Source organism: Micromonospora sp. NPDC049060, from assembly GCF_040649055.1.
Taxonomy (GTDB): domain Bacteria; phylum Actinomycetota; class Actinomycetes; order Mycobacteriales; family Micromonosporaceae; genus Micromonospora; species Micromonospora reichwaldensis.
The window spans coordinates 1-17,780 of sequence record NZ_JBEZEV010000074.1; the positions used below are offsets into that span (position 1 = coordinate 1).

Consider the following 17,780-nt stretch of genomic DNA (forward strand, 5'->3'; position numbering starts at 1 on the left):
GCGGCGTCGATCTCCTCGACGCCGCGCAGCACGTGCACCTTGCGGAAGCCCTCCCACCGACCTCGGTCGGCTGCCGCACCCGGCCCGACCTCAGTCGGCAAGCTCCTTCGACTCGGTGCCCTCGAAGACGACCAGCTCGGTGAGGCGCAGCCGCAGCCGCTCCCGCAGCTGGTCGGGCGCGGTCTCGTTGCCGCAGCAGCGGGCCACCAGCGCCCGCACCTCCTGCTCGATGCCGTACTCGCGCAGGCACGGGCCACACTCGTCGAGGTGGTGCCGGATCAGCGTGCGCCGCTCCTCGGCGCACTCCAGATCCAGGTAGAGGTAGACCTCCGCGATGACCTCGCGGCAATCCGTCTCGTGCGGATCTCCACAGCTCATGTCAGACCTCCCGGCCGGCGGAAGCGGTCGAGCCCTTCTTCGACGCCGCGGCGCTGAAGCCCCGCTCTGCGGCGTACTGTTCGAGCAGCTTGCGCAGATTACGCCGGCCCCGGTGCAGACGCGACATGACCGTGCCGATCGGCGTGCCCATGATGTCGGCGACCTCCTTGTAGGAGAAGCCCTCGACGTCGGTGAGGTAGACGGCCAGGCGGAACTCCTCCGGCAACTGCTGGAGGGCCTCCTTGACGTCGCTGTCCGGCAGCCGGTCCAGCGCCTCGGTCTCGGCCGAGCGCAGCCCGCTGGAGGTGTGCGACTCGGCCTCGGCGAGCTGCCAGTCGGTGATCTCGTCGGTCGGCGCCTGGATGGGCTGGCGCTGCCGCTTGCGGTAGGAGTTGATGTAGGTGTTGGTCAGGATCCGGTAGAGCCAGGCCTTCAGGTTCGTGCCCTGCTCGAACTGGTGGAAGGCGGCGTACGCCTTCAGGTAGGTCTCCTGGACCAGGTCCTCGGCATCCGCCGGGTTGCGGGTCATCCGCAGCCCGGCAGCGTAGAGCTGATCGACGAAGGGCATCGCGTCCCGCTCGAAGCGGGCCCTGCGCTCGTCCGTCTTCTCGGTGGTCAACCGCACATCCCCTCGCGTCGGATGCTGTCCCGCCGAGGATACGCGTACGGACGTGCCCGCAGATTCACTTCCGGCGGGTGTGCTCGTACTCACCGTGTGCGTGCTCACCGCGGCCGGGCCGACCGGCGGCACCACCGCGGGCCAGTCCGGGCCGCCCAGCAGCTGTCGCAACTGCCGCGCTCCCCGCTCGTCCCGTTCCCGGACCCGCGTCTCGGTCGGCACCGGTCTCCCCCCTCGCCAGAAATGTCGTCCCGGGGGGTGCAACGCCCCCGACGGGGCGGGGCATTCCGCTCACCTCCCCCGTTCCTGGTCCCGGCGCCGGCGGAGGCCGACGCTGGGACCAGGAAGGGCCTGGGAGGACCGGCGCCGCCCGCCCGAACCGGGCGTTTGGCGCCATCCGATGCAACGAACCGCTGCGGCAGGCGGACACGGCCCGCCGGAGCGCCCGGCGTCCGCCGCCGGAGCGCGCCCGCACCCCTGTCACGCGGGCGCCGGTCCCGGTCGCGTGGGCGACGGGGACGGCGGGGTGGCGTTCAGCCTCGCGCCCAGCCCCGCCCGCGCAGCCAGTCGCGCACCACGGCGGCCGTGCCGGCCGGGTCCCCCCGCAGGTCGTGCCGCTCCCCCGGGCGGGTCACCACCTGCACCCCCGGCCCCGGCTCCGGCACCCCGAACGGGTCACGGTCGCCGTTGACCACGAGCGTCGGCAGGCCGGTCGCCAACTCCGCCGCCCGCGACCGCTCCGGGCGACCGGGCGGATGCAGCGGGAACGCGAGCGCGACGACCCCGGCGGCGCCCACCGCGGGCGCGGTGCGGCACGCCACCCGCGCGCCGCTGGACCGGCCGCCCACCAGCAGCGGTACGCCGGGATGCCGCTGCCGCAGCACGGCGAGCACGGCGGTCCACGCCTCGTCGAGGTGCCCCGCCGGTGCCGGCGCACGCCGTCCGGCGACGCGGTACGGCTGGGTCACCCGGGCCACCACCAGCCCGGCGTCGACCGCCGCGTCCCGGAGCGCACGCAGGTCAGGGGCGTCGACGTCGCCGCCCGCGCCGTGCCCGAGCACCAGCAGGGCGCTCGGCGCACCCGCCGGCAGGTCGGTGTCGACCCGGGCGGGCCCGCGCGGGGTGGGTACGTCGTCGTCCTCGGGCATCGGCCCATTCTGCGGTGTCCGGGGCACGACGGGCAGCCGGCCCGCCGAGGTGGCGGGCCGGCTGCGACCGGTTCAGTCGACGGTCAGCTCAGCGGCACCAGGGTGAGCAGCCGGTCCCGGACCGGCGGACCCGCCTCCCGGGCGGCGTCCGGATCCGGTTGCACCTCCTCGCGCCAGGCGACCAGCATCGCCCGCCGTTCGCGCGGTGTGGTGCCGCCCCAGACGCCGTGGCAGTCACCCACGTCAAGCGCCCAGGCCAGGCAGGATCCCTGCACGTCGCAGCTGCGGCAGAGCGCGACGGCCGCGTCGGCAGGCTCGTTCGGCGCCGGAAAGAACGTTTCCGGGTCGACGTTCTGGCAGGTTCCCCTGGTGCGCCACGCCTCGTCCTGTCGCCGCTCCCGCAACGCCCGCAACAGCCGCGGATCCCGTCGTGCGGTGGCCACCTCGTGCGGCCGGGGCATTCGTGCCCGTGTCATCCACCCACCTCCCCCGTGGGACCGGCAAGATCGGTGTGCGTCGTCCGCCCCGTGCGAGTCGCGCCCACTACCGGCGCTGTGTTGTATCGCACTTCCGGACACCGGGACAAGACTTCACGGCGAATATGGGTGAACGTCGGGGCGACGATTCGCCCGCAACTCTGGCAAATCACGCCCGACAATGTGTCGGACTGTCAGAAGAGCGTCATTTCATCCGGCGCGGCGGCCCGGGCGAGCGGCACCCTCTCGGTCAACTGCGGCCCGTCGTTACGCACGTCGCCCACCGCCGTGCCCACCGGGCGGATCTCCAGCGTCGCGAGCCAGTCGGGCGCGGGCGGCGCGAGCAGGCCCGCCGGCTCGTCGGTCGACGCCAGCCACGCCCCCCAGCGGTCGCGGGGCAGCAGCAGCGGCATCCGGTCGTGCACCTCGGCCAACTCGCCAAGCGCGGCGGTGGTGAGCACGCTGAACGTCAGCAACGGGCCGCCGGAGCCGTCCCAGACCGACCAGATGCCGGCGAAGGCGAGCACCGAGCCGTCCGACGGGGTCATGTAGTAGGGCTGCTTGCGCCCGTCGGCCGCGCGGACCCACTCGTACCAGCCGTCGGCGGGGACGAGGCAGCGGCGGCGGGCGAAGGCCCCGGCGTACGCCCGGCTGGTGGCGACCGTCTCGGCGCGGGCGTTGATCATGCGGGCGGCGCCCGCGGGCGACCTGGACCAGGACGGGACCAGGCCCCAGCGGCCGACCGACAGCGCGCGATGGCCCTCCGGGCTCATCCGCACCAGCGGCACCGGGTCGGTGGGCGCGACGTTGTGGTCGGGGCCGACCCCGCCGCCGGTCTCGTCCTGGGACTCGAACAGCGCGCTCAGGTCGCCCGCACTCCGGGTCGTCGCGTACCTACCGCACATGCCGCACACGCTAACCCGCCGCGCGCCGCCCGGCTGTCCCGCTGACCGGGAGGACACGTGCCGGCCGGCGCCACCCGCCGTCGGACGCGGCAGAATGTAACCGTGGGGAACCTGATCGCGACCCGGCCGCCGCAGCCGTGGACCGCTCCGACCGCCTCCGACCCGGTCGCGGCGACGCTGCGCCTGCCCGGGTCCAAGTCGATGACCGCGCGCGCCCTGGTGCTGAGCGCGCTGGCCGGCGGACCGTCGACCCTGGCCGGGCCGCTGCGTGCGCGGGACACCGAGCTGATGGCCGCCGGGCTGCGCGCGATGGGCGCGCACATGTCGATCAGCGACGACGAGCGCTGGCTGGTCCGCCCCCACCCGCTGGTCGGCCCCGCACACGTCGACGTCGGCCTGGCCGGCACCGTGATGCGCTTCGTTCCGGCCGTGGCGGGCCTGGCCGACGGGCGGATCACCTTCGACGGCGACCCGCAGGCCCGCACCCGGCCCCTCGGCCCGCTGATCGGGGCGCTGCGCTCCCTCGGCGCCCGCGTGGACGCCCCCGCCACCGGCAGCCTGCCGCTGACCGTGCTCGGCGCCGGGCGGGTGGCCGGCGGCGAGGTGGTGATCGACGCCTCCGCCTCCAGCCAGCTGGTCTCCGGGCTGCTGCTGGCCGCGCCGCGCTTCGACCGGGGCGTGGTGGTCCGGCACGTGGGCCCGCCGGTGCCCTCCGCGCCGCACCTGCGGATGACGGTGCAGATGCTCCGGGCCGCCGGCGCGGCGGTCGACGACGGCACCCCCGACGTGTGGGTGGTCGAGCCGGGCCCGCTGACGGGGCGCGGCTGGGAGATCGAGCCCGACCTCTCGGGCGCCGTGCCGTTCTTCGCCGCCGCCCTGGTCACCGGCGGCGAGGTGACCCTCCAGGGCTGGCCGCGCAGCAGCGCCCAGCCCGTCGAGCAGCTCCGCTCGCTGCTCCAGCGGATGGGCGGCGAGGTGACCCTCTCCACCGACGGGCTGACGGTCCGGGGCACCGGCGCGGTGCACGGCATCGAGGCCGACCTCTCCGACGTCAGCGAGCTGACCCCGGCGCTCACCGCGCTGGCCATGCTCGCCGACTCGCCGTCGGTGTTCACCGGCGTCGGCCACATCCGCGGCCACGAGACCGACCGGCTGACCGCGCTGGCGCGGGAGTTCACCGCCCTCGGCGCCGACATCACCGAGTCCCCCGACGGGCTCGAGATCCGGCCCCGGCCGCTGCACGGCGGGGTGTTCGAGACCTACCACGACCACCGGATGGCGCACGCCGCCGCCGTGGCCGGCCTGGCCGTCCCCGGCATCGAGCTGAGCGACGTGGCGTGCACCTCGAAGACCATGCCCGAGTTTCCGGCACTATGGTCGGCGTTGGTGACCGGCAAGAGCTGACACGACGGGGGGCGGGTCCTGGCGACCAGACGGCGGGAGTACGACGAGGACGACGTCCGGGTGCGGCCCGGCAAGTCGTCGCGCCCGCGTACCCGCACCCGACCCCGGCACTCCGACGCGGTGGACGGCTTCGTGATCGCCGTCGACCGGGGCCGCTACACGTGCGTGCCGCCCGACGCCGCGCCGGACGCGCCCCTGGTCACCGCGATGCGGGCCCGGGAGCTGGGGCGCAAGTCGGTGGTGGTCGGCGACCGCGTCGGCCTGGTCGGCGACACCTCCGGCGCGGCCGGGGCGCTGGCCCGGATCGTCCGGATCGCCGAGCGGACGTCGGTGCTGCGGCGCACCGCCGACGACGACGAGACCACCGCCGAGGGACGGCTGGAACGGGTGGTCGTCGCCAACGCCGACCAGCTGGTCATCGTGAGCGCGCTGGCCGACCCGCCGCCGCGCACCGGCTTCATCGACCGGTGCCTGGTGGCCGCGTACGACGCCGGCATCGAGCCGCTGCTCTGCCTCACCAAGGCCGACCTCGCCGGCCCCGAGGCGGTGCTCGACTACTACGCCGAGCTGGAGCTGCCGTACGTGCTGATCCGCCCGGACTCCGACCTCGACGCGCTGCGCGACCTGCTCGCCGGGCGGATCTCGGTCATGGTCGGGCACTCCGGGGTGGGCAAGTCGACGCTGGTCAACCGCCTCGTGCCGGACGCCGCCCGGGCGGTCGGCACGGTCAGCGCGATCGGCCGGGGCCGGCACACCTCCACGAGCGCGGTGGCGCTGCGACTGCCCCGGGACCCGACGCACGGCGGGAACGCCCCCGCCGGCTGGATCGTCGACACCCCGGGGGTACGCAGCTTCGGGCTCGCGCACGTCTCCGCCGACAGCCTGCTGCACGGCTTCCCCGACCTGGTCGAGGGGACGGTCGACTGCCCCGCCAACTGCCCGCACACGCCGGACGAGACCGCCTGCGGGCTGGACGCCTGGGTCGCCGCCGGCAAGGCCGACGCGCGGCGGCTGGCCTCGTACCGCCGGCTGCTGGCCTCCCGGTCCGGGGAGGGCGACGCGCGCGAACCCGACCAGCGGAACCCGGGCGACCCGCTCGCCGGGTCCTGACCCGGGCGTCGCTACCGTCTAGGCATGCCCGGGTACGCCGACGACCTCGCCCTCGCCCACCTGCTCGCCGACGCCGCCGACGCCGTCTCCACGGCCCGGTTCCGCGCGCTCGACCTGCGGGTCGAGGCGAAACCCGACCTGACCCCGGTCTCCGACGCGGACACCGCGGTGGAGCGGGAGATCCGGGCGCTGCTGGCCGTGCACCGGCCGGCCGACGGTCTGCTGGGCGAGGAGTACGGCGAGGAGCCCGCCAGCGGCCCGGACGGTCGCCGGTGGGTGGTCGACCCGATCGACGGCACGAAGAACTTCATCCGGGGCGTGCCCGTGTGGGCCACCCTGATCGCGCTGCTGGAGGGGGACCGCCCGGTCGCCGGGCTGGTCTCCGCGCCGGCCCTCGGCCGCCGCTGGTGGGGCGCGCTCGGCGAGGGCGCGTACGCGGGGCCGGACGCCGCCGGTGGCACGCCGGTCCGGGTCTCCGCGGTACGGGACCTCGCGGACGCGAGTTTCTGCTACTCGTCGCTGACGGGGTGGGAGTCCGCCGGGCGGCTGGACGCGATGCTCCAGCTCATGCGGGACACCTGGCGCAGCCGGGCGTACGGCGACTTCTACGGCTACATGCTGCTGGCCGAGGGCGCGCTGGACGTGATGGTGGAGCCGGAGCTGTCGCTGTGGGACGTCGCCGCGCTCGTGCCGATCGTCACCGAGGCGGGCGGGACGTTCACCGACCTGGCCGGCCGGCCCGCCCCCTCAGGCGACGCCGGGACCGAGAGCAGCGCCGTGGCCAGCAACGGCGCGCTGCACGCCGACATCCTCGCCCGGCTGGGTCGGCCAACCGAGCACTGACCTCCGGCAGCCTCTATCCTCGCCAAGTGGTTTCCTCCGGTTGGTGCTTCCTCGCGGCCATGATCGTCGCGTACGGCGTCGCCAACCTGCTCCAGTCGGTGGCCGCCGCCCGCACCACCGTGCACCACTCCTTCGACCCGGGGCTGCTGCTGCGGCTGGCGGGGCACCGCGCGTACCTGGTCGGGCTCGGCTGCCAGGTCGCCGGGTTCGTGCTGGCCCTGCTCGCCCGCCGGGACCTGCCGCTGTTCCTGGTGCAGTCCAGCGTCGCCGCCGGGCTCGGGGTCACCGCCCTGCTCGGCGTGCTGGTGCTGAAGTGGCGGCTGCCGGCCGCCGAGGTGGCCCTGCTGGTGCTGCTGTTCGCCGGGATCACCGCGTTGGTGCTCTCCGCCGAGCCCGCGCCGGCCAAGCCGCTCGGCACCGCCGGCCTGATCGCCCTGGCGGTGGCGCTCGGCGTGATCGCCGTGATCGGCTTCTTCGCCGTACGCCTGCACGGGGCGCCCGGCTCGGTGGCGCTCGGCGCGCTGGCCGGGCTGGCGTTCTCCGCCGCCGCGGTGGCCGCCCGGCCCCTCGCCTCCGCCCCGACGCCGGAGGCGTTCGTCCAGGATCCGCTGCTCTACCTGCTGATCGTCCACTCGGTCGTCGGCCAGCTGCTGCTCGGCCTGGCCATGCAACGCGGCTCGACCACGGCCGCCGTGGCGGCGATGGACGCCGCCGGGGCGGTGCCCGCCGCGATCGTCGGCCTGCTCCTGCTCAACGACAAGATCTGGCCCGGGCGGGAGTGGCTCGCCGCGGTCGGGTTCCTGGTCACCCTCGCGGCGGTCATCGGCCTCACCCGGTACGCCGAGCCCCAGCACCACCACGCGGTGGCCGGGGAACGGGACCGGCGCATGGTGGGCGTCGGAGCGCCCGGTCGCCCGCTCTGAGCCGGACCGGGGGCGGCCGGCCCGGGTCAGGCCGCCTCGACCGGCTTGCGGCGGCTCACCACCCGCTCGTAGAGGCGCTCCAGCGCGCCCGCCGTCCGCTCCCAGGTGTAGCTGCACCGCACCCGGTCGACGGCGGCGTGCCCGTACGCGAACCGCCCGGCGTTGTCGGCGAGCAGCCGGCGCAGCGTCACGCCCAGCGCGCGGACGTCGCCCGGCGGCACCAACCGGCCGGTGACCTCGTCGACCACGGCGTCGGCGATCCCGCCCATCGAGTAGCCGACCACCGGCACCCCGCAGGCCATCGCCTCCAGCGACACCCGGCCGGCGGAGGAGTAGTGCGGGGTGCAGGCGACCACGTCCGCCGAGCGGTACCAGGTGGCCATCTGCTCGTGCGGCACCGCGCCCACCAGCTTCACCTGGTCGGCCACCCCGCTGCGCTCGGCCAGCTCGCGCAGCCGCCGGGCCTCGGCGTGGTTGGCGAGCTGCCCGACGGGCGGGCCGCCGGCGATCACCAGCTCGGCGTCGCCGACGAGTCGCATGGCCCGGATCAGGTCCTCCTGGCCGTGCCCGGCCGAGAGCCCACCGACGGAGAGGATCCGGGCCCGCTGGTCGCGGGGGGCGGCCTCGCCGTCCGGGTGGAACTGCGTGGTGTCGACGCCCGCCGGCACCATTGCCACGGAGGCGCGTTGCAGCCCCATCCGGGTCAGCTCGTCGACCTCGTCGTTGCACTGGGCGACCGCGATGTCCACCGCCCGGGTCAGCGCCCGCTCCAGCGGGATCCGCTCCCCCGGCCCGTCGTACTGCCGGCCGAGGTGGCGCAGCTGCTCGACGCCGAGGGAGTGGAACGTCTGCACCACCGGGATGTCCGTCTCGCGGACCGCGTGCGCGGCGGCCAGCCCGCCGACCCAGTAGTGCCCGTGCACGACCTCGGGACGCCAGTCGCCCGTCCACCTCTCGGCCAGCCAGGCGCCGAACGCGGACACGTGCGGCACCAGCTCGGCGGTGGGCAGCGGGGCGGCCGGGCCGACCGGCACCCGCTCCACCCGGTAGCCCTCGACCGTCGCCGTCTCCGGCAGGGCCGGGTCGTCGCGGCGTTCGTACACCCTGACGTCGTGGCCCCGCGCGGCGAGTTCGGCGGCGACCCGGGCGATGTGCTGGTGGGTGCCGACGGTCAGGCCGTCGGTGCCCCTGGACGGGCCGGCGTGCGCGCAGACGAGGCCGACGCGCATGGGTCACCTCCATGCGATCTTCTCAAGCGGTGGTCCTCGGTCAGAGGGTCCCATTAACCGAACCCCCGGGAGCCGAAACCTGGCAGATCGGGAAGAGCCCGGCGGGTGCTTGCGCGACGGCAACTGTTGCGGGTCGGGCGACACCCCGATCCGGGGCCGCGAGTATCCGACCGGCGCCGGCCGCATGACCCCTGCCGACGGGGGTACGGGCCAGGAATGCCTCTCACCCGCAGCCTCGCCGACGCCACCGTCGTGCTCACCGGCGCCTCCAGCGGCATCGGTACGGCCACCGCGTACGCCCTCGCCCGGCGTGGCACCGCCGTGGTGCTGGCCGCCCGCAGCGAAGTGGCGCTGGAGGAGGTCGCCGTGCGGTGCCGGGAGCTGGGCGGGCGGGCGCTGGCGGTGCCGACCGACGTGACCGACCCGGCTGCCGTCGAGCGGCTCGCCGCCCGCGCGGTCGCCGAGTTCGGCCGGATCGACGGCTGGATCAACAACGCCGCGGTCGGCGCGGTCGGGCTCTTCGACGAGATCCCCGTGGCGGAGTTCCGCCGGGTGCTGGAGGTCAACCTGCTGGGCGCCGCGTACGGCACCAGGGCCGCCCTGCCCCACCTGAGCGCGGCGGGTGGCGGGGTGCTGGTCAACAACGCCTCCGTGCTGGCCGAGGTGGCGATGCCCTACCAGTCGGCGTACAACGCCACGAAGCACGGCATCCGCGGGCTGGCCGACACGGTCCGCCAGGAGATGCGGGTCACCGGGCGGGGCAACATCTCCATCTGCACGGTGCTGCCGGCCACCATCGACACCCCGTTCTTCCGGCACGCCGCCAACCACAGCGGCCGGGAGCTGGTGCCGCCGCCCCCGGTCTACCCGCCGGAGGTGGTGGCCGAGACGATCGTCCGGCTGCTGCGCCGCCCGAGGCGCGAGGCGTACGCCGGCGGCGCCGCCCGGCTGATCGGCCTCCAGTGGCGGCTCGCCCCGGCGTTCGCCGAGCGGGTCCTCGGCTGGTACGCGCACCGCACCCAGTTCGGGCCCGCCCCACGGCCGGAGAGCACCGGCAACGTCTTCCACGCCGACGCGGCGGCGCGGCGCGAGGGCGGCTGGCACGGCCGGCGGCGGCACCTGGTGCGGATGACCGCCGCCTTCGGGCTGGCCGCGGCGGGGACGGCCGTCGGGACGGTGGCCGCGATGACCCGCCGCGCGGGAACGAAACGCTGATGCCGGGGGCCGAGCGGTCGGGTGCGCGGTCCGGGCGGACGGTGCACGGTGCGCTGCCCGGCCCGCAGGGCGGGACGGAGCCGATCATGTCCACCGACGCGGGCTGCCGGGTGGAGGCGGACGAGGCGTCCGGCGTGCTCCGGCTGACCGGGACACTCGACCGGTCCGGCGTCGACGTGGTGCGCGACGGCCTGCTCGCCCAGTTCTGTTGCCGACCCGGCCCGGTCCTCGCCGACCTCACCGCCCTGCGGGTGGCCGACCCGGCCGCCCGGGACGTCTTCGCCGAGGTGTGCCGGGAGGTACGCGACTGGCCCGCCGCCGACCTGCTGCTCTGCGATCCGACCGGCGCCGTCGAGGGGGTGCCCGCCTGGCCGACCCTGGCCGGGGCGCTGGCCGGGCTGGCCGCCGCGCCGCTGGCCGCGGTGGTCGAGACCGACCTTCCCCCCGCCGTCGGGGCGGCCCGGCAGGCCCGGCAGCTCGTGACGGAGGGCTGCGGACGCTGGGGCCTGCCCGAGCTGATCGAGCCGGCCGGCATCGCGGTCACCGAGATGGTGAACAACGTGGTCGCCCACGCGCACACGCCGATGACGGTCCGCCTGGCACCCCGGGGGAGCGCGCTGCACCTGGCGGTACGCGACCACTCGCCGCGCCAGCCGGCGTTCACCGGGCAGGCGCCGCTCGACACCGCGGGCGGGCGCGGCCTGCTGCTGATCGACACCGTCACCCGCAGCTGGGGCAGCAGCCGGGTGCCGGACGGCAAGGTCGTCTGGTGCGTGCTGCACGCCGACGACGAGAGCACCGCCCACCTCGGCTGACCGCCGCCCCGATTCCTGCCCCGGCGTCCCCCGACGTGCCCCTTCCGCCCGGATGGCCACGGGCGGCACCGGTTATGCCGGGAGGGCAGTGGGTAGTGATCAGCCATGCGCGACGACGAGTACCCGACCCCCGTGTCCGACCCCGAGGCGGAGGGCCTGCCCGACACCGCCGACGACGACTCGACCGCCAACGACGACGTCCTGACCGGGCGCGAGGCGGACGGTCCGGAGCCCGCCCAGCTGCCGGGCGACCGGACGCCGGTGGCGGTGGACCGGTACGGGAACACCGCCGAGGAGCAGCTCGACGGCGAGTCGCTGGACTACAAGCTCGACCGGGAGCAGCACGAACGCCCGGCCGACGACCCGCTCGCCGGCCCCGTCGACCCGGACATCGCCGCCGAGGCCGACAGCGAGGAGGCGGCGGCGCAGGCGCAGCTCGACGCGGACGTCATGGATCCCGGCCCCACCTCCGACCCGGACTCGCCGGTGTCCCTCTACGACCACGGCAAGCTGGGCAGCGTCAGCGACAGCCAGGTCGGCCGGCTCGTCGAACCGGACGAGGGGGCGCACACCGACCAGGAGACCGACTCGGTGGCGTACGACGCCGGTTCGGCCGGCGGCGGCGCGAGCGCCGAGGAGCTGGCCATCCACGAGACGCGTCCGCCGCACTCGGTCTGAACCGGCCCGGGGGCCGTCGGGGAACCCTTCGGGGGCGGTTCCCCGGCGGCCCTCAGTCGTCGAGGCCCCGTTCGATCGCGTACCGGGTCAGCTCGACCCGGTTGTGCAGTTGGAGCTTGCCGAGCGTGTTCTGCACGTGGTTCTGCACCGTGCGGTGGGCCAGCCCGAGCCGCTCGGCGATCTGCTTGTAGGACATCCCCTTGGCGACCAGGCGCAGCACCTCGGTCTCCCGGTCGGTGAGCCGGGGCGCCGGGCCGGCGCCCCGGGCGTCGCGGCTGGCGGCCTGTCCGGCGCCGTCCGGGTCGGCCGCGAGCCGGCGGTACTCGCCGAGGACCAGCCCGGCCAGGCCGGGCGTGAAGACCGGCTCCCCCGCCGCCGTCCGGCGCACCGCCTCCAGGAACTCCGCCGGGGCGGCCGACTTGACCAGGTAGCCGGTGGCGCCCGCCTTCACCGCGTCGAGCACGCTCTGCTGCTCGCCGCTGGCCGAGAGCATCAGCACCCGCACCTCCGGCAGCACCGCGCGCAGCCCGCGGACCACCTCCACCCCCGAGACGTCCGGCAGTTGCAGGTCGAGGATCACCACGTCCGGCCGGGCGGCGGCGGCCACCCGCAGCGCCTGCCGGCCCTCCCCGCTGGCGGCGACGACGACGTGGCCGGCCTCGGTGAGGTCCCGGGCCACCCCCTCCCGCCACATCGGGTGGTCGTCGACCACCATCACCCGTACGCCTGTCACGGTTGTCCCTCCCTCGGAACGGTCAGTTCCAGCTCGGTGCCGGCGCCCGGCGCGGAGGTGATCCGCACCGTGCCGCCGAGGTCGGCGAGGCGGCCCCGGATCGACCGGGCGACGCCGAGCCGGCCCTCGGCGGCGGCCTCCTCCAGCCGGCCGTCCGGAAACCCCGGCCCCTCGTCGCGGATCGACACGGTCACCGTCGTCCCCTCGTCCTCGACGAGCACCCAGGCCCGCCCGTCGGTGTGCCGGGCCACGTTGTCGAGGGCGGCGGCGGTCGCGGCGGCCAGTTCGTGGGCGGCCCGCCCGGGCAGGGGCACCGGGGTGGCCGGCGCGGACAGCGAGACCGTCGCCGAGGCGTACCGGCCGAGCAGCCCACGCAGGTCCACCGGCCCGCCGTGGGCGGTGGGCGCGACCGGCGTGGCGCCGCCGATCAGGGCGCGCAGCGCGGCCTCCTGTTCCCCGGCGAGCCGGGCCAGCTCCCCTGCCTCGCCGTCCAGGTGGGCGCCGCGCCGCTGCACCAGCGCCAGCACCTGGAGCACGCCGTCGTGGATGTCCCGGGCCAGCCGCTCCCGCTCCCGGGTGGCGGCCTCCAGCTCCACCGCCCGGTGCAGCCGCTCCTCGGCGGTCACCGCCAGCCGGGCGACGTGTCCGACCACCACGCCGGCGAGCAGCAGCAGGATCGTCCCGGTGAGCGACGACTGGCCGATCCGTTCGCGGGTGGCGAGGTCCACCGCGCCGAGCGCCAGCGCGGCGACCGTGCCCCGGCGCCGGCCGCCGGAGACCGCCCAGGCCAGCACCGGTCCGGCCAGCCAGGCCACGGTGAGGCTGGGCACGCCGGCGGCGAGCGCCGTCCGCCCGATCACCCACGGGGTGGCCAGCATGATGCCGACGACGACCCCCAGGTCCGCCAGGAGCAGCGGCCAGCCTCGGCGGGCCGGCTGGGCGTAGCCGACGGCGGTCACGCCGGTCCAGGCCGCCATCAGCAGGACCAGGCCGCCGGCCGCGAACGGGTGGGCGTACCGGTCGGCGTCCCGGAGCGCCACCACGCAGACGTACGCCAGCGAGGCCACCCGGAACACGGCGATGGCCCGCCAGAGCGGGACCTCGAAACCACCGGACGGCGTCGACACGCCCGTCACGATGCCACAGCCGTCGGGACGGTCCCGTGGGCCGTCGGGTGCGCCCGGAGGAACCCTGACGTACGGTGGAAATGCCGCGAAACATCCACGATCCGCTGTCGGGACGGGGCCATGACGAATGCGGAACCCGGAGCACAGCGTACGGTTGTGTCCATCGAACCTTCCCTTCTCATCGCCGAGGCCTTCGACCAGGCCCAGGTGACCGAGCTGCGCCACTCGGTCACCTCCTGCGCGCACGCGGCCGGCCTCGGCGGGCAGCGGCTGGACGACTTCGTGCTGGCGGTCAACGAGTTGATCACCAACGCGGTCCGGCACGGCGGCGGCCAGGGCTGGCTGCGGCTGTGGCGGCAGTCGGGCCAGCTGTTCTGCGAGGTCTCCGACCACGGGCAGGGAATCAGCACGCAGCGGCTGGGCGACCGGAGCCGCCCCGCCGCCGACACCGCCGGCGGGTGGGGCCTCTGGCTGGCCCGGGAGCTGAGCGACAGCATGGACGTGGAGACCGGCGCGCGCGGCACGACGGTCCGCATCAGCACCGCCGTCGCGGCCCCCCAGCACACCGGCCGCCACCGCCGGGACTGACCCCGGCGGGACCTGCGTCCCGGGCGGTCAGGCGAAGAGGGCGCTCACCGATTCGCCGTTGTGGATCCGGCGCATCGCCTCGGCCAGCGCCGGCGCCACGGACAGGATCTCCAGCTTCGGCACCCGCTTGTCGGCGGGGATCGGCACCGTGTTGGTGCAGACGATCTCCAGCACGCCCTCCTGCTCACTCAGCCGCTGCAACGCGCCGCTGGAGAAGAGGCCGTGGGTGCAGGCCAGCCGGATCGAGCGGACCCTGAGCTCACGCAGGTGCTCCATCAGCTCGATCACCGTGCTGCCCTTGGCGATCTCGTCGTCCAGCACGATCACGTCCCGGTCGGTCACGTCGCCGATCACCGCGCTGATCTTGACCCGGTCGTCGCTGAACCGCTGCTTCGCCCCAGCGGCCACCGGGGTGCCGAGCCGCCGCGCGAACGCCGCCGCCTCCTTGGCGTTGCCGAGGTCCGGCGAGACCACCACCGTGTTGCTCAGGTCGTAACGGGTGAAGTGGTCGGCCAGCTCGCGCAGCGCGTGCAGGTGGTCGACCGGCACGCTGAAGAAGCCGTGCACCTGGGGCGAGTGCAGGGTCATCGCCAGCACCCGGTCCGCGCCCGCCGAGGTGAGCAGGTCGGCGACGAGCCGCCCGCCGATCGAGATGCGCGGCGCGTCCTTCTTGTCGGACCGCGCGTACGCGTAGTGCGGCAGCACCACGGTGATCCGGCCGGCCGAGGCGCCCCGGGCCGCGTCGATCATGAGCAGCAGCTCGACCAGGTTCTCCTGCACGGGCGGCACCAACGGCTGGATCAGGAAGACGTCCCGCTCCCGGCAGTTGGCCTGCAACTGCACTTCCAGGCAGTCGTTGGCGAACCGGGAGACCCGCACCGGGTGCAGCGGCACATCCAGGTGGGCACAGATCTCGGCGGCGAGTTCGGGGTGGGCGGTACCACTGAAGACGGCGATGTCACGCACGTCCGCACATCGTACGGACGTGAACGGGACACGTTCCCCGCCGGGGCCCGCCGCCGGCCGGCGAAGATCGGTCGGGCCGGGTACGGTGCTGCCGTGACCCCCCAGTACGTCGCCGCCATCGACCAGGGCACCACCTCCTCGCGGTGCATCGTCTTCGACCGGGCCGGGGAGATCGTCTCCGTCGCCCAGCGGGAGCACCGGCAGATCTTCCCCCGGCCGGGCTGGGTGGAGCACGACGCCGAGGAGATCTGGGACAACGTCCAGCGGGTGGTCCGGGAGGCGCTGCACGCCGCCGGCACCGACGCCGCCGGGCTCGCCGCCGTGGGCATCACCAACCAGCGGGAGACCACGCTCGTCTGGGACCGGGCCACCGGGCAGCCGGTGGCCAACGCCGTCGTCTGGCAGGACACCCGCACCGCGCCGCTGCTGCGTGAGCTCGACCAGGCGTACGGCGAGGAGCGGTTCCGCTCCCGCACGGGCCTGCCGCTGGCCACCTACTTCGCCGGGCCGAAGCTGCGCTGGCTGCTGGATCACGTCGACGGGCTGCGCGGGCGCGCCGAGGCCGGCGAGGTGCTCTTCGGCACGATGGACAGCTGGCTGATCTGGAAGCTCACCGGCCGGCACGTCACCGACGTGACAAACGCCAGCCGCACCCTGCTGATGGACCTGAGCACCCTCGACTGGGACCCGGAGCTGCTCGACGCGATGGGGGTGCCGGCCGCGATGCTGCCGGAGATCCGCAGCTCCGCCGAGGTCTACGGGGAGGCCACCGGCGTCCTGGCCGGGGTGCCGGTCGCCAGCGCGCTCGGCGACCAGCAGGCCGCCCTGTTCGGGCAGACGTGCTTCCAGCCGGGCGAGGCCAAGTGCACCTACGGCACCGGCAGCTTCCTGCTGCTCAACACCGGCGCCAGCCCGGTCCCCTCCACCCACGGCCTGCTCACCACGGTCGCCTACCGCATCCAGGGCCAGCCCGCCGCGTACGCGCTGGAGGGGGCGATCGCGGTCACCGGCTCGCTGGTGCAGTGGCTGCGCGACAACCTCGGGCTGATCTCCACCGCCCCCGAGGTGGAGGAGCTGGCCCGCACCGTCGACGACAACGGCGGCTGCTACGTCGTACCGGCCTTCTCCGGGCTGTTCGCCCCGCACTGGCGCAGCGACGCGCGGGGGGTCATCGCCGGGCTGACCGGTTACATCACCAAGGGCCACCTGGCCCGGGCGGCACTGGAGGCCTCCGCCTGGCAGACCCGCGAGGTGGTCGACGCGATGAACGCCGACTCCGACGTGGCGCTGCGCCGGCTGCGGGTCGACGGCGGGATGACCGCCAACGGGCTGCTGATGCAGTTCCTCGCCGACGTGCTCGACGTGCCGGTGGTCCGGTCCCGGATCACCGAGACCACCTGCCTCGGCGCGGCGTACGCGGCCGGCCTCGCGGTCGGCTTCTGGCCGGACCTGGCGACGCTGCGCGGCCAGTGGCGCTCCGACGCGCAGTGGGAGTCGACGATGGAACCGGCGCACCGGGAGCGGGAGCTGCGCAACTGGCGCAAGGCCGTCCAGCGCACCCTCGACTGGGTGGACTGACCGCCACGCCGCCCGGCGTCGGTCGAGGCCGCCCGGTCCATCGGGCACCGGCGGCCCTCCGACTCAGGCCCAGCGGTTGCCGGTCAGCTTCTCGTAGACGTCGACGTAGCGGGCCCGGGTCGCCTCGACCACCTCGGCCGGCACCTCGGGCGCCGGGCCCTGCCGGTCCCAGCCGCTCTCGACCGCCCAGTCCCGCACGTACTGCTTGTCGTAGGAGAACTGCGCCCGGCCCGGCTGGTACGACTCCGCCGGCCAGAACCGGGACGAGTCGGAGGTGAGCAGCTCGTCGCCGACGGTCAGCGTGCCGTCCGGTGCCCAGCCCAGCTCGATCTTGGTGTCGGCGACAAGGATGCCCCGGTCGGCGGCCAACTCGGCGCCCCGGCGGTAGACGTCGAGCGTGATCCGGCGCAGCCGCTCGGCGGTCTCGGCGCCGACCTTGTCCACCACCTCGGCGAAGGTGATCGGCTCGTCGTGCTCGCCCATCGGCGCCTTGGTCGACGGGGTGAAGATCGGCTCGGGCAGGATGGACGCCTCGACCAGCCCGCGCGGCAGCTCGACGCCGGAGACCGCGCCCGTGCGCTGGTACTCCTTCAGGCCGCCGCCGGTCAGGTAGCCCCGGGCGACGCACTCCACCGCGACCATCTCCAGCCGCCGGCAGCGGATCGCCCGGCCGGCGAACTCCGCCGGCACGTCGGTGGCGGAGATGACGTGGTTCGGCACCAGGTCGGCGAGCTGCTCGAACCACCACAGCGAGAGCGCGGTGAGCAGCTTGCCCTTGTCGGGGATCGGCGTCGGCAGCACCACGTCGTAGATCGAGATGCGGTCGGAGGCGACCAGGATCAGGTCCTCGCCGTCGGCGTAGACATCCCTCACCTTGCCCGAGTGCAGAAGTTCCACGCGCCCTAGTACACCATGCGGGCCGGCCACGGCCTCCGCCGGTGGCTGCGGGCATCGATGCGTACGCCTGGGGTGTGGTGGTGTGGCCGGACGTACGTTGACACCCTCGCGCGCGCCTGCGTGAATGATCCGGCCGCCCGCCCCACCG

The 17,780-nt window shown here is 75.1% G+C and carries 18 protein-coding genes and 1 pseudogene; 9 read left to right on the forward strand and 10 right to left on the reverse strand.

Annotated elements, in window-relative coordinates:
* Positions 1 to 90: 90 nt before the first annotated feature.
* The 5 genes from rsrA to AB0B83_RS22880 all read right to left on the reverse strand — a co-directional run bounded on the left by rsrA (position 91) and on the right by AB0B83_RS22880 (position 3,526).
* Positions 91 to 378 carry a mycothiol system anti-sigma-R factor gene (gene rsrA / locus AB0B83_RS22860; RefSeq protein WP_132231099.1) on the reverse strand — a complete coding sequence of 96 codons (288 nt, stop codon included), beginning with the start codon at positions 376 to 378 and terminating at the stop codon, positions 91 to 93.
* Between the two features lies 1 nt (position 379).
* Complete coding sequence (locus AB0B83_RS22865; RefSeq protein WP_357579876.1) at positions 380 to 1,219, reverse strand: sigma-70 family RNA polymerase sigma factor; 840 nt, start codon at positions 1,217 to 1,219, stop codon at positions 380 to 382.
* Positions 1,220 to 1,530: 311 nt separating this feature from the next.
* On the reverse strand, positions 1,531 to 2,145 hold the full coding sequence (locus AB0B83_RS22870) for an alpha/beta family hydrolase (protein WP_132231097.1): 615 nt from the start codon (positions 2,143 to 2,145) through the stop codon (positions 1,531 to 1,533).
* Between the two features lie 83 nt (positions 2,146 to 2,228).
* The gene (locus AB0B83_RS22875) at positions 2,229 to 2,621 is read right to left on the reverse strand and encodes a WhiB family transcriptional regulator (RefSeq protein WP_132231096.1); all 393 of its coding nucleotides are present in this window, start codon (positions 2,619 to 2,621) and stop codon (positions 2,229 to 2,231) included.
* A gap of 194 nt (positions 2,622 to 2,815) precedes the next feature.
* Positions 2,816 to 3,526 (reverse strand): SOS response-associated peptidase, encoded by a 711-nt coding sequence (locus tag AB0B83_RS22880; RefSeq protein WP_357579877.1) that lies wholly within the window; start codon positions 3,524 to 3,526, stop codon positions 2,816 to 2,818.
* A 102-nt stretch (positions 3,527 to 3,628) separates the two neighbouring features.
* Here AB0B83_RS22880 and aroA point away from each other — a divergent pair, with 102 nt between their 5' ends.
* The 4 genes and pseudogenes from aroA (at position 3,629) to AB0B83_RS22900 (ending at position 7,878) form a co-directional block, all read left to right on the forward strand.
* Positions 3,629 to 4,930 (forward strand): 3-phosphoshikimate 1-carboxyvinyltransferase, encoded by a 1,302-nt coding sequence (gene aroA / locus AB0B83_RS22885; RefSeq protein WP_357579878.1) that lies wholly within the window; start codon positions 3,629 to 3,631, stop codon positions 4,928 to 4,930.
* 165 nt (positions 4,931 to 5,095) lie between these two features.
* Positions 5,096 to 6,040, forward strand: a complete 945-nt coding sequence (gene rsgA, locus AB0B83_RS22890; RefSeq protein WP_357579898.1) for a ribosome small subunit-dependent GTPase A — start codon at positions 5,096 to 5,098, stop codon at positions 6,038 to 6,040.
* 24 nt (positions 6,041 to 6,064) lie between these two features.
* Positions 6,065 to 6,883, forward strand: coding sequence for a histidinol-phosphatase (hisN, locus tag AB0B83_RS22895; RefSeq protein ID WP_357579879.1), 819 nt, complete (start codon positions 6,065 to 6,067; stop codon positions 6,881 to 6,883).
* Positions 6,884 to 6,942: 59 nt separating this feature from the next.
* Positions 6,943 to 7,878, forward strand: a pseudogene (locus AB0B83_RS22900) (hypothetical protein).
* Here the strand turns inward: AB0B83_RS22900 and AB0B83_RS22905 are convergent.
* Complete coding sequence (locus tag AB0B83_RS22905; protein ID WP_357579880.1) at positions 7,833 to 9,035, reverse strand: glycosyltransferase; 1,203 nt, start codon at positions 9,033 to 9,035, stop codon at positions 7,833 to 7,835. The pseudogene AB0B83_RS22900 and the gene AB0B83_RS22905 overlap by 46 nt on opposite strands.
* 216 nt (positions 9,036 to 9,251) lie before the next feature.
* Here AB0B83_RS22905 and AB0B83_RS22910 point away from each other — a divergent pair, with 216 nt between their 5' ends.
* The 3 genes from AB0B83_RS22910 to AB0B83_RS22920 all read left to right on the forward strand — a co-directional run bounded on the left by AB0B83_RS22910 (position 9,252) and on the right by AB0B83_RS22920 (position 11,743).
* A complete protein-coding gene (locus tag AB0B83_RS22910) occupies positions 9,252 to 10,250 on the forward strand; it encodes an SDR family oxidoreductase (RefSeq protein ID WP_357579881.1) in 999 nt (332 codons plus the stop codon).
* An 86-nt stretch (positions 10,251 to 10,336) separates the two neighbouring features.
* Positions 10,337 to 11,065 carry an ATP-binding protein gene (locus AB0B83_RS22915; RefSeq protein WP_357579882.1) on the forward strand — a complete coding sequence of 243 codons (729 nt, stop codon included), beginning with the start codon at positions 10,337 to 10,339 and terminating at the stop codon, positions 11,063 to 11,065.
* Between the two features lie 105 nt (positions 11,066 to 11,170).
* Positions 11,171 to 11,743, forward strand: coding sequence for a DUF5709 domain-containing protein (locus tag AB0B83_RS22920; RefSeq protein ID WP_357579883.1), 573 nt, complete (start codon positions 11,171 to 11,173; stop codon positions 11,741 to 11,743).
* A 52-nt stretch (positions 11,744 to 11,795) separates the two neighbouring features.
* Here the strand turns inward: AB0B83_RS22920 and AB0B83_RS22925 are convergent, their stop codons facing one another.
* Together AB0B83_RS22925 and AB0B83_RS22930 are read right to left on the reverse strand one after the other, a co-directional pair.
* The gene (locus AB0B83_RS22925) at positions 11,796 to 12,458 is read right to left on the reverse strand and encodes a response regulator transcription factor (RefSeq protein ID WP_357579899.1); all 663 of its coding nucleotides are present in this window, start codon (positions 12,456 to 12,458) and stop codon (positions 11,796 to 11,798) included.
* A 14-nt stretch (positions 12,459 to 12,472) separates the two neighbouring features.
* Complete coding sequence (locus AB0B83_RS22930; protein ID WP_357579884.1) at positions 12,473 to 13,603, reverse strand: DUF5931 domain-containing protein; 1,131 nt, start codon at positions 13,601 to 13,603, stop codon at positions 12,473 to 12,475.
* Positions 13,604 to 13,723: 120 nt separating this feature from the next.
* Between AB0B83_RS22930 and AB0B83_RS22935 the strand changes: the two genes are divergently transcribed.
* The gene (locus AB0B83_RS22935; protein WP_357579885.1) at positions 13,724 to 14,191 is read left to right on the forward strand and encodes an ATP-binding protein; all 468 of its coding nucleotides are present in this window, start codon (positions 13,724 to 13,726) and stop codon (positions 14,189 to 14,191) included.
* A 27-nt stretch (positions 14,192 to 14,218) separates the two neighbouring features.
* On the opposite strand, the gene AB0B83_RS22940 is transcribed toward AB0B83_RS22935, so the two are convergent.
* On the reverse strand, positions 14,219 to 15,157 hold the full coding sequence (locus AB0B83_RS22940; RefSeq protein ID WP_357579886.1) for a ribose-phosphate pyrophosphokinase: 939 nt from the start codon (positions 15,155 to 15,157) through the stop codon (positions 14,219 to 14,221).
* A gap of 93 nt (positions 15,158 to 15,250) precedes the next feature.
* On the opposite strand from AB0B83_RS22940, the gene glpK reads away from it, so the two are divergent.
* Positions 15,251 to 16,735 (forward strand): glycerol kinase GlpK, encoded by a 1,485-nt coding sequence (gene glpK / locus AB0B83_RS22945; RefSeq protein ID WP_357579887.1) that lies wholly within the window; start codon positions 15,251 to 15,253, stop codon positions 16,733 to 16,735.
* Positions 16,736 to 16,798: 63 nt separating this feature from the next.
* On the opposite strand, the gene AB0B83_RS22950 is transcribed toward glpK, so the two are convergent.
* Positions 16,799 to 17,632, reverse strand: a complete 834-nt coding sequence (locus AB0B83_RS22950) for a phosphoribosylaminoimidazolesuccinocarboxamide synthase (RefSeq protein WP_357579888.1) — start codon at positions 17,630 to 17,632, stop codon at positions 16,799 to 16,801.
* Between the last annotated feature and the right edge of the window lie 148 nt (positions 17,633 to 17,780).

Excerpts from the sequence above, each read along its gene's own strand:
- rsrA (WP_132231099.1), bottom strand. The coding sequence starts at position 378 with ATGAGCTGTGGAGATCCGCACGAGACGGATTGCCGCGAGGTCATCGCG.
- AB0B83_RS22870 (WP_132231097.1), bottom strand. The coding sequence starts at position 2,145 with ATGCCCGAGGACGACGACGTACCCACCCCGCGCGGGCCCGCCCGGGTC.
- AB0B83_RS22875 (WP_132231096.1), bottom strand. The coding sequence starts at position 2,621 with ATGACACGGGCACGAATGCCCCGGCCGCACGAGGTGGCCACCGCACGA.
- AB0B83_RS22880 (WP_357579877.1), bottom strand. The coding sequence starts at position 3,526 with ATGTGCGGTAGGTACGCGACGACCCGGAGTGCGGGCGACCTGAGCGCG.
- hisN (WP_357579879.1), top strand. The coding sequence starts at position 6,065 with ATGCCCGGGTACGCCGACGACCTCGCCCTCGCCCACCTGCTCGCCGAC.
- AB0B83_RS22905 (WP_357579880.1), bottom strand. The coding sequence starts at position 9,035 with ATGCGCGTCGGCCTCGTCTGCGCGCACGCCGGCCCGTCCAGGGGCACC.
- AB0B83_RS22910 (WP_357579881.1), top strand. The coding sequence starts at position 9,252 with ATGCCTCTCACCCGCAGCCTCGCCGACGCCACCGTCGTGCTCACCGGC.
- AB0B83_RS22915 (WP_357579882.1), top strand. The coding sequence starts at position 10,337 with ATGTCCACCGACGCGGGCTGCCGGGTGGAGGCGGACGAGGCGTCCGGC.
- AB0B83_RS22920 (WP_357579883.1), top strand. The coding sequence starts at position 11,171 with ATGCGCGACGACGAGTACCCGACCCCCGTGTCCGACCCCGAGGCGGAG.
- AB0B83_RS22925 (WP_357579899.1), bottom strand. The coding sequence starts at position 12,458 with ATGGTGGTCGACGACCACCCGATGTGGCGGGAGGGGGTGGCCCGGGAC.
- AB0B83_RS22935 (WP_357579885.1), top strand. The coding sequence starts at position 13,724 with ATGACGAATGCGGAACCCGGAGCACAGCGTACGGTTGTGTCCATCGAA.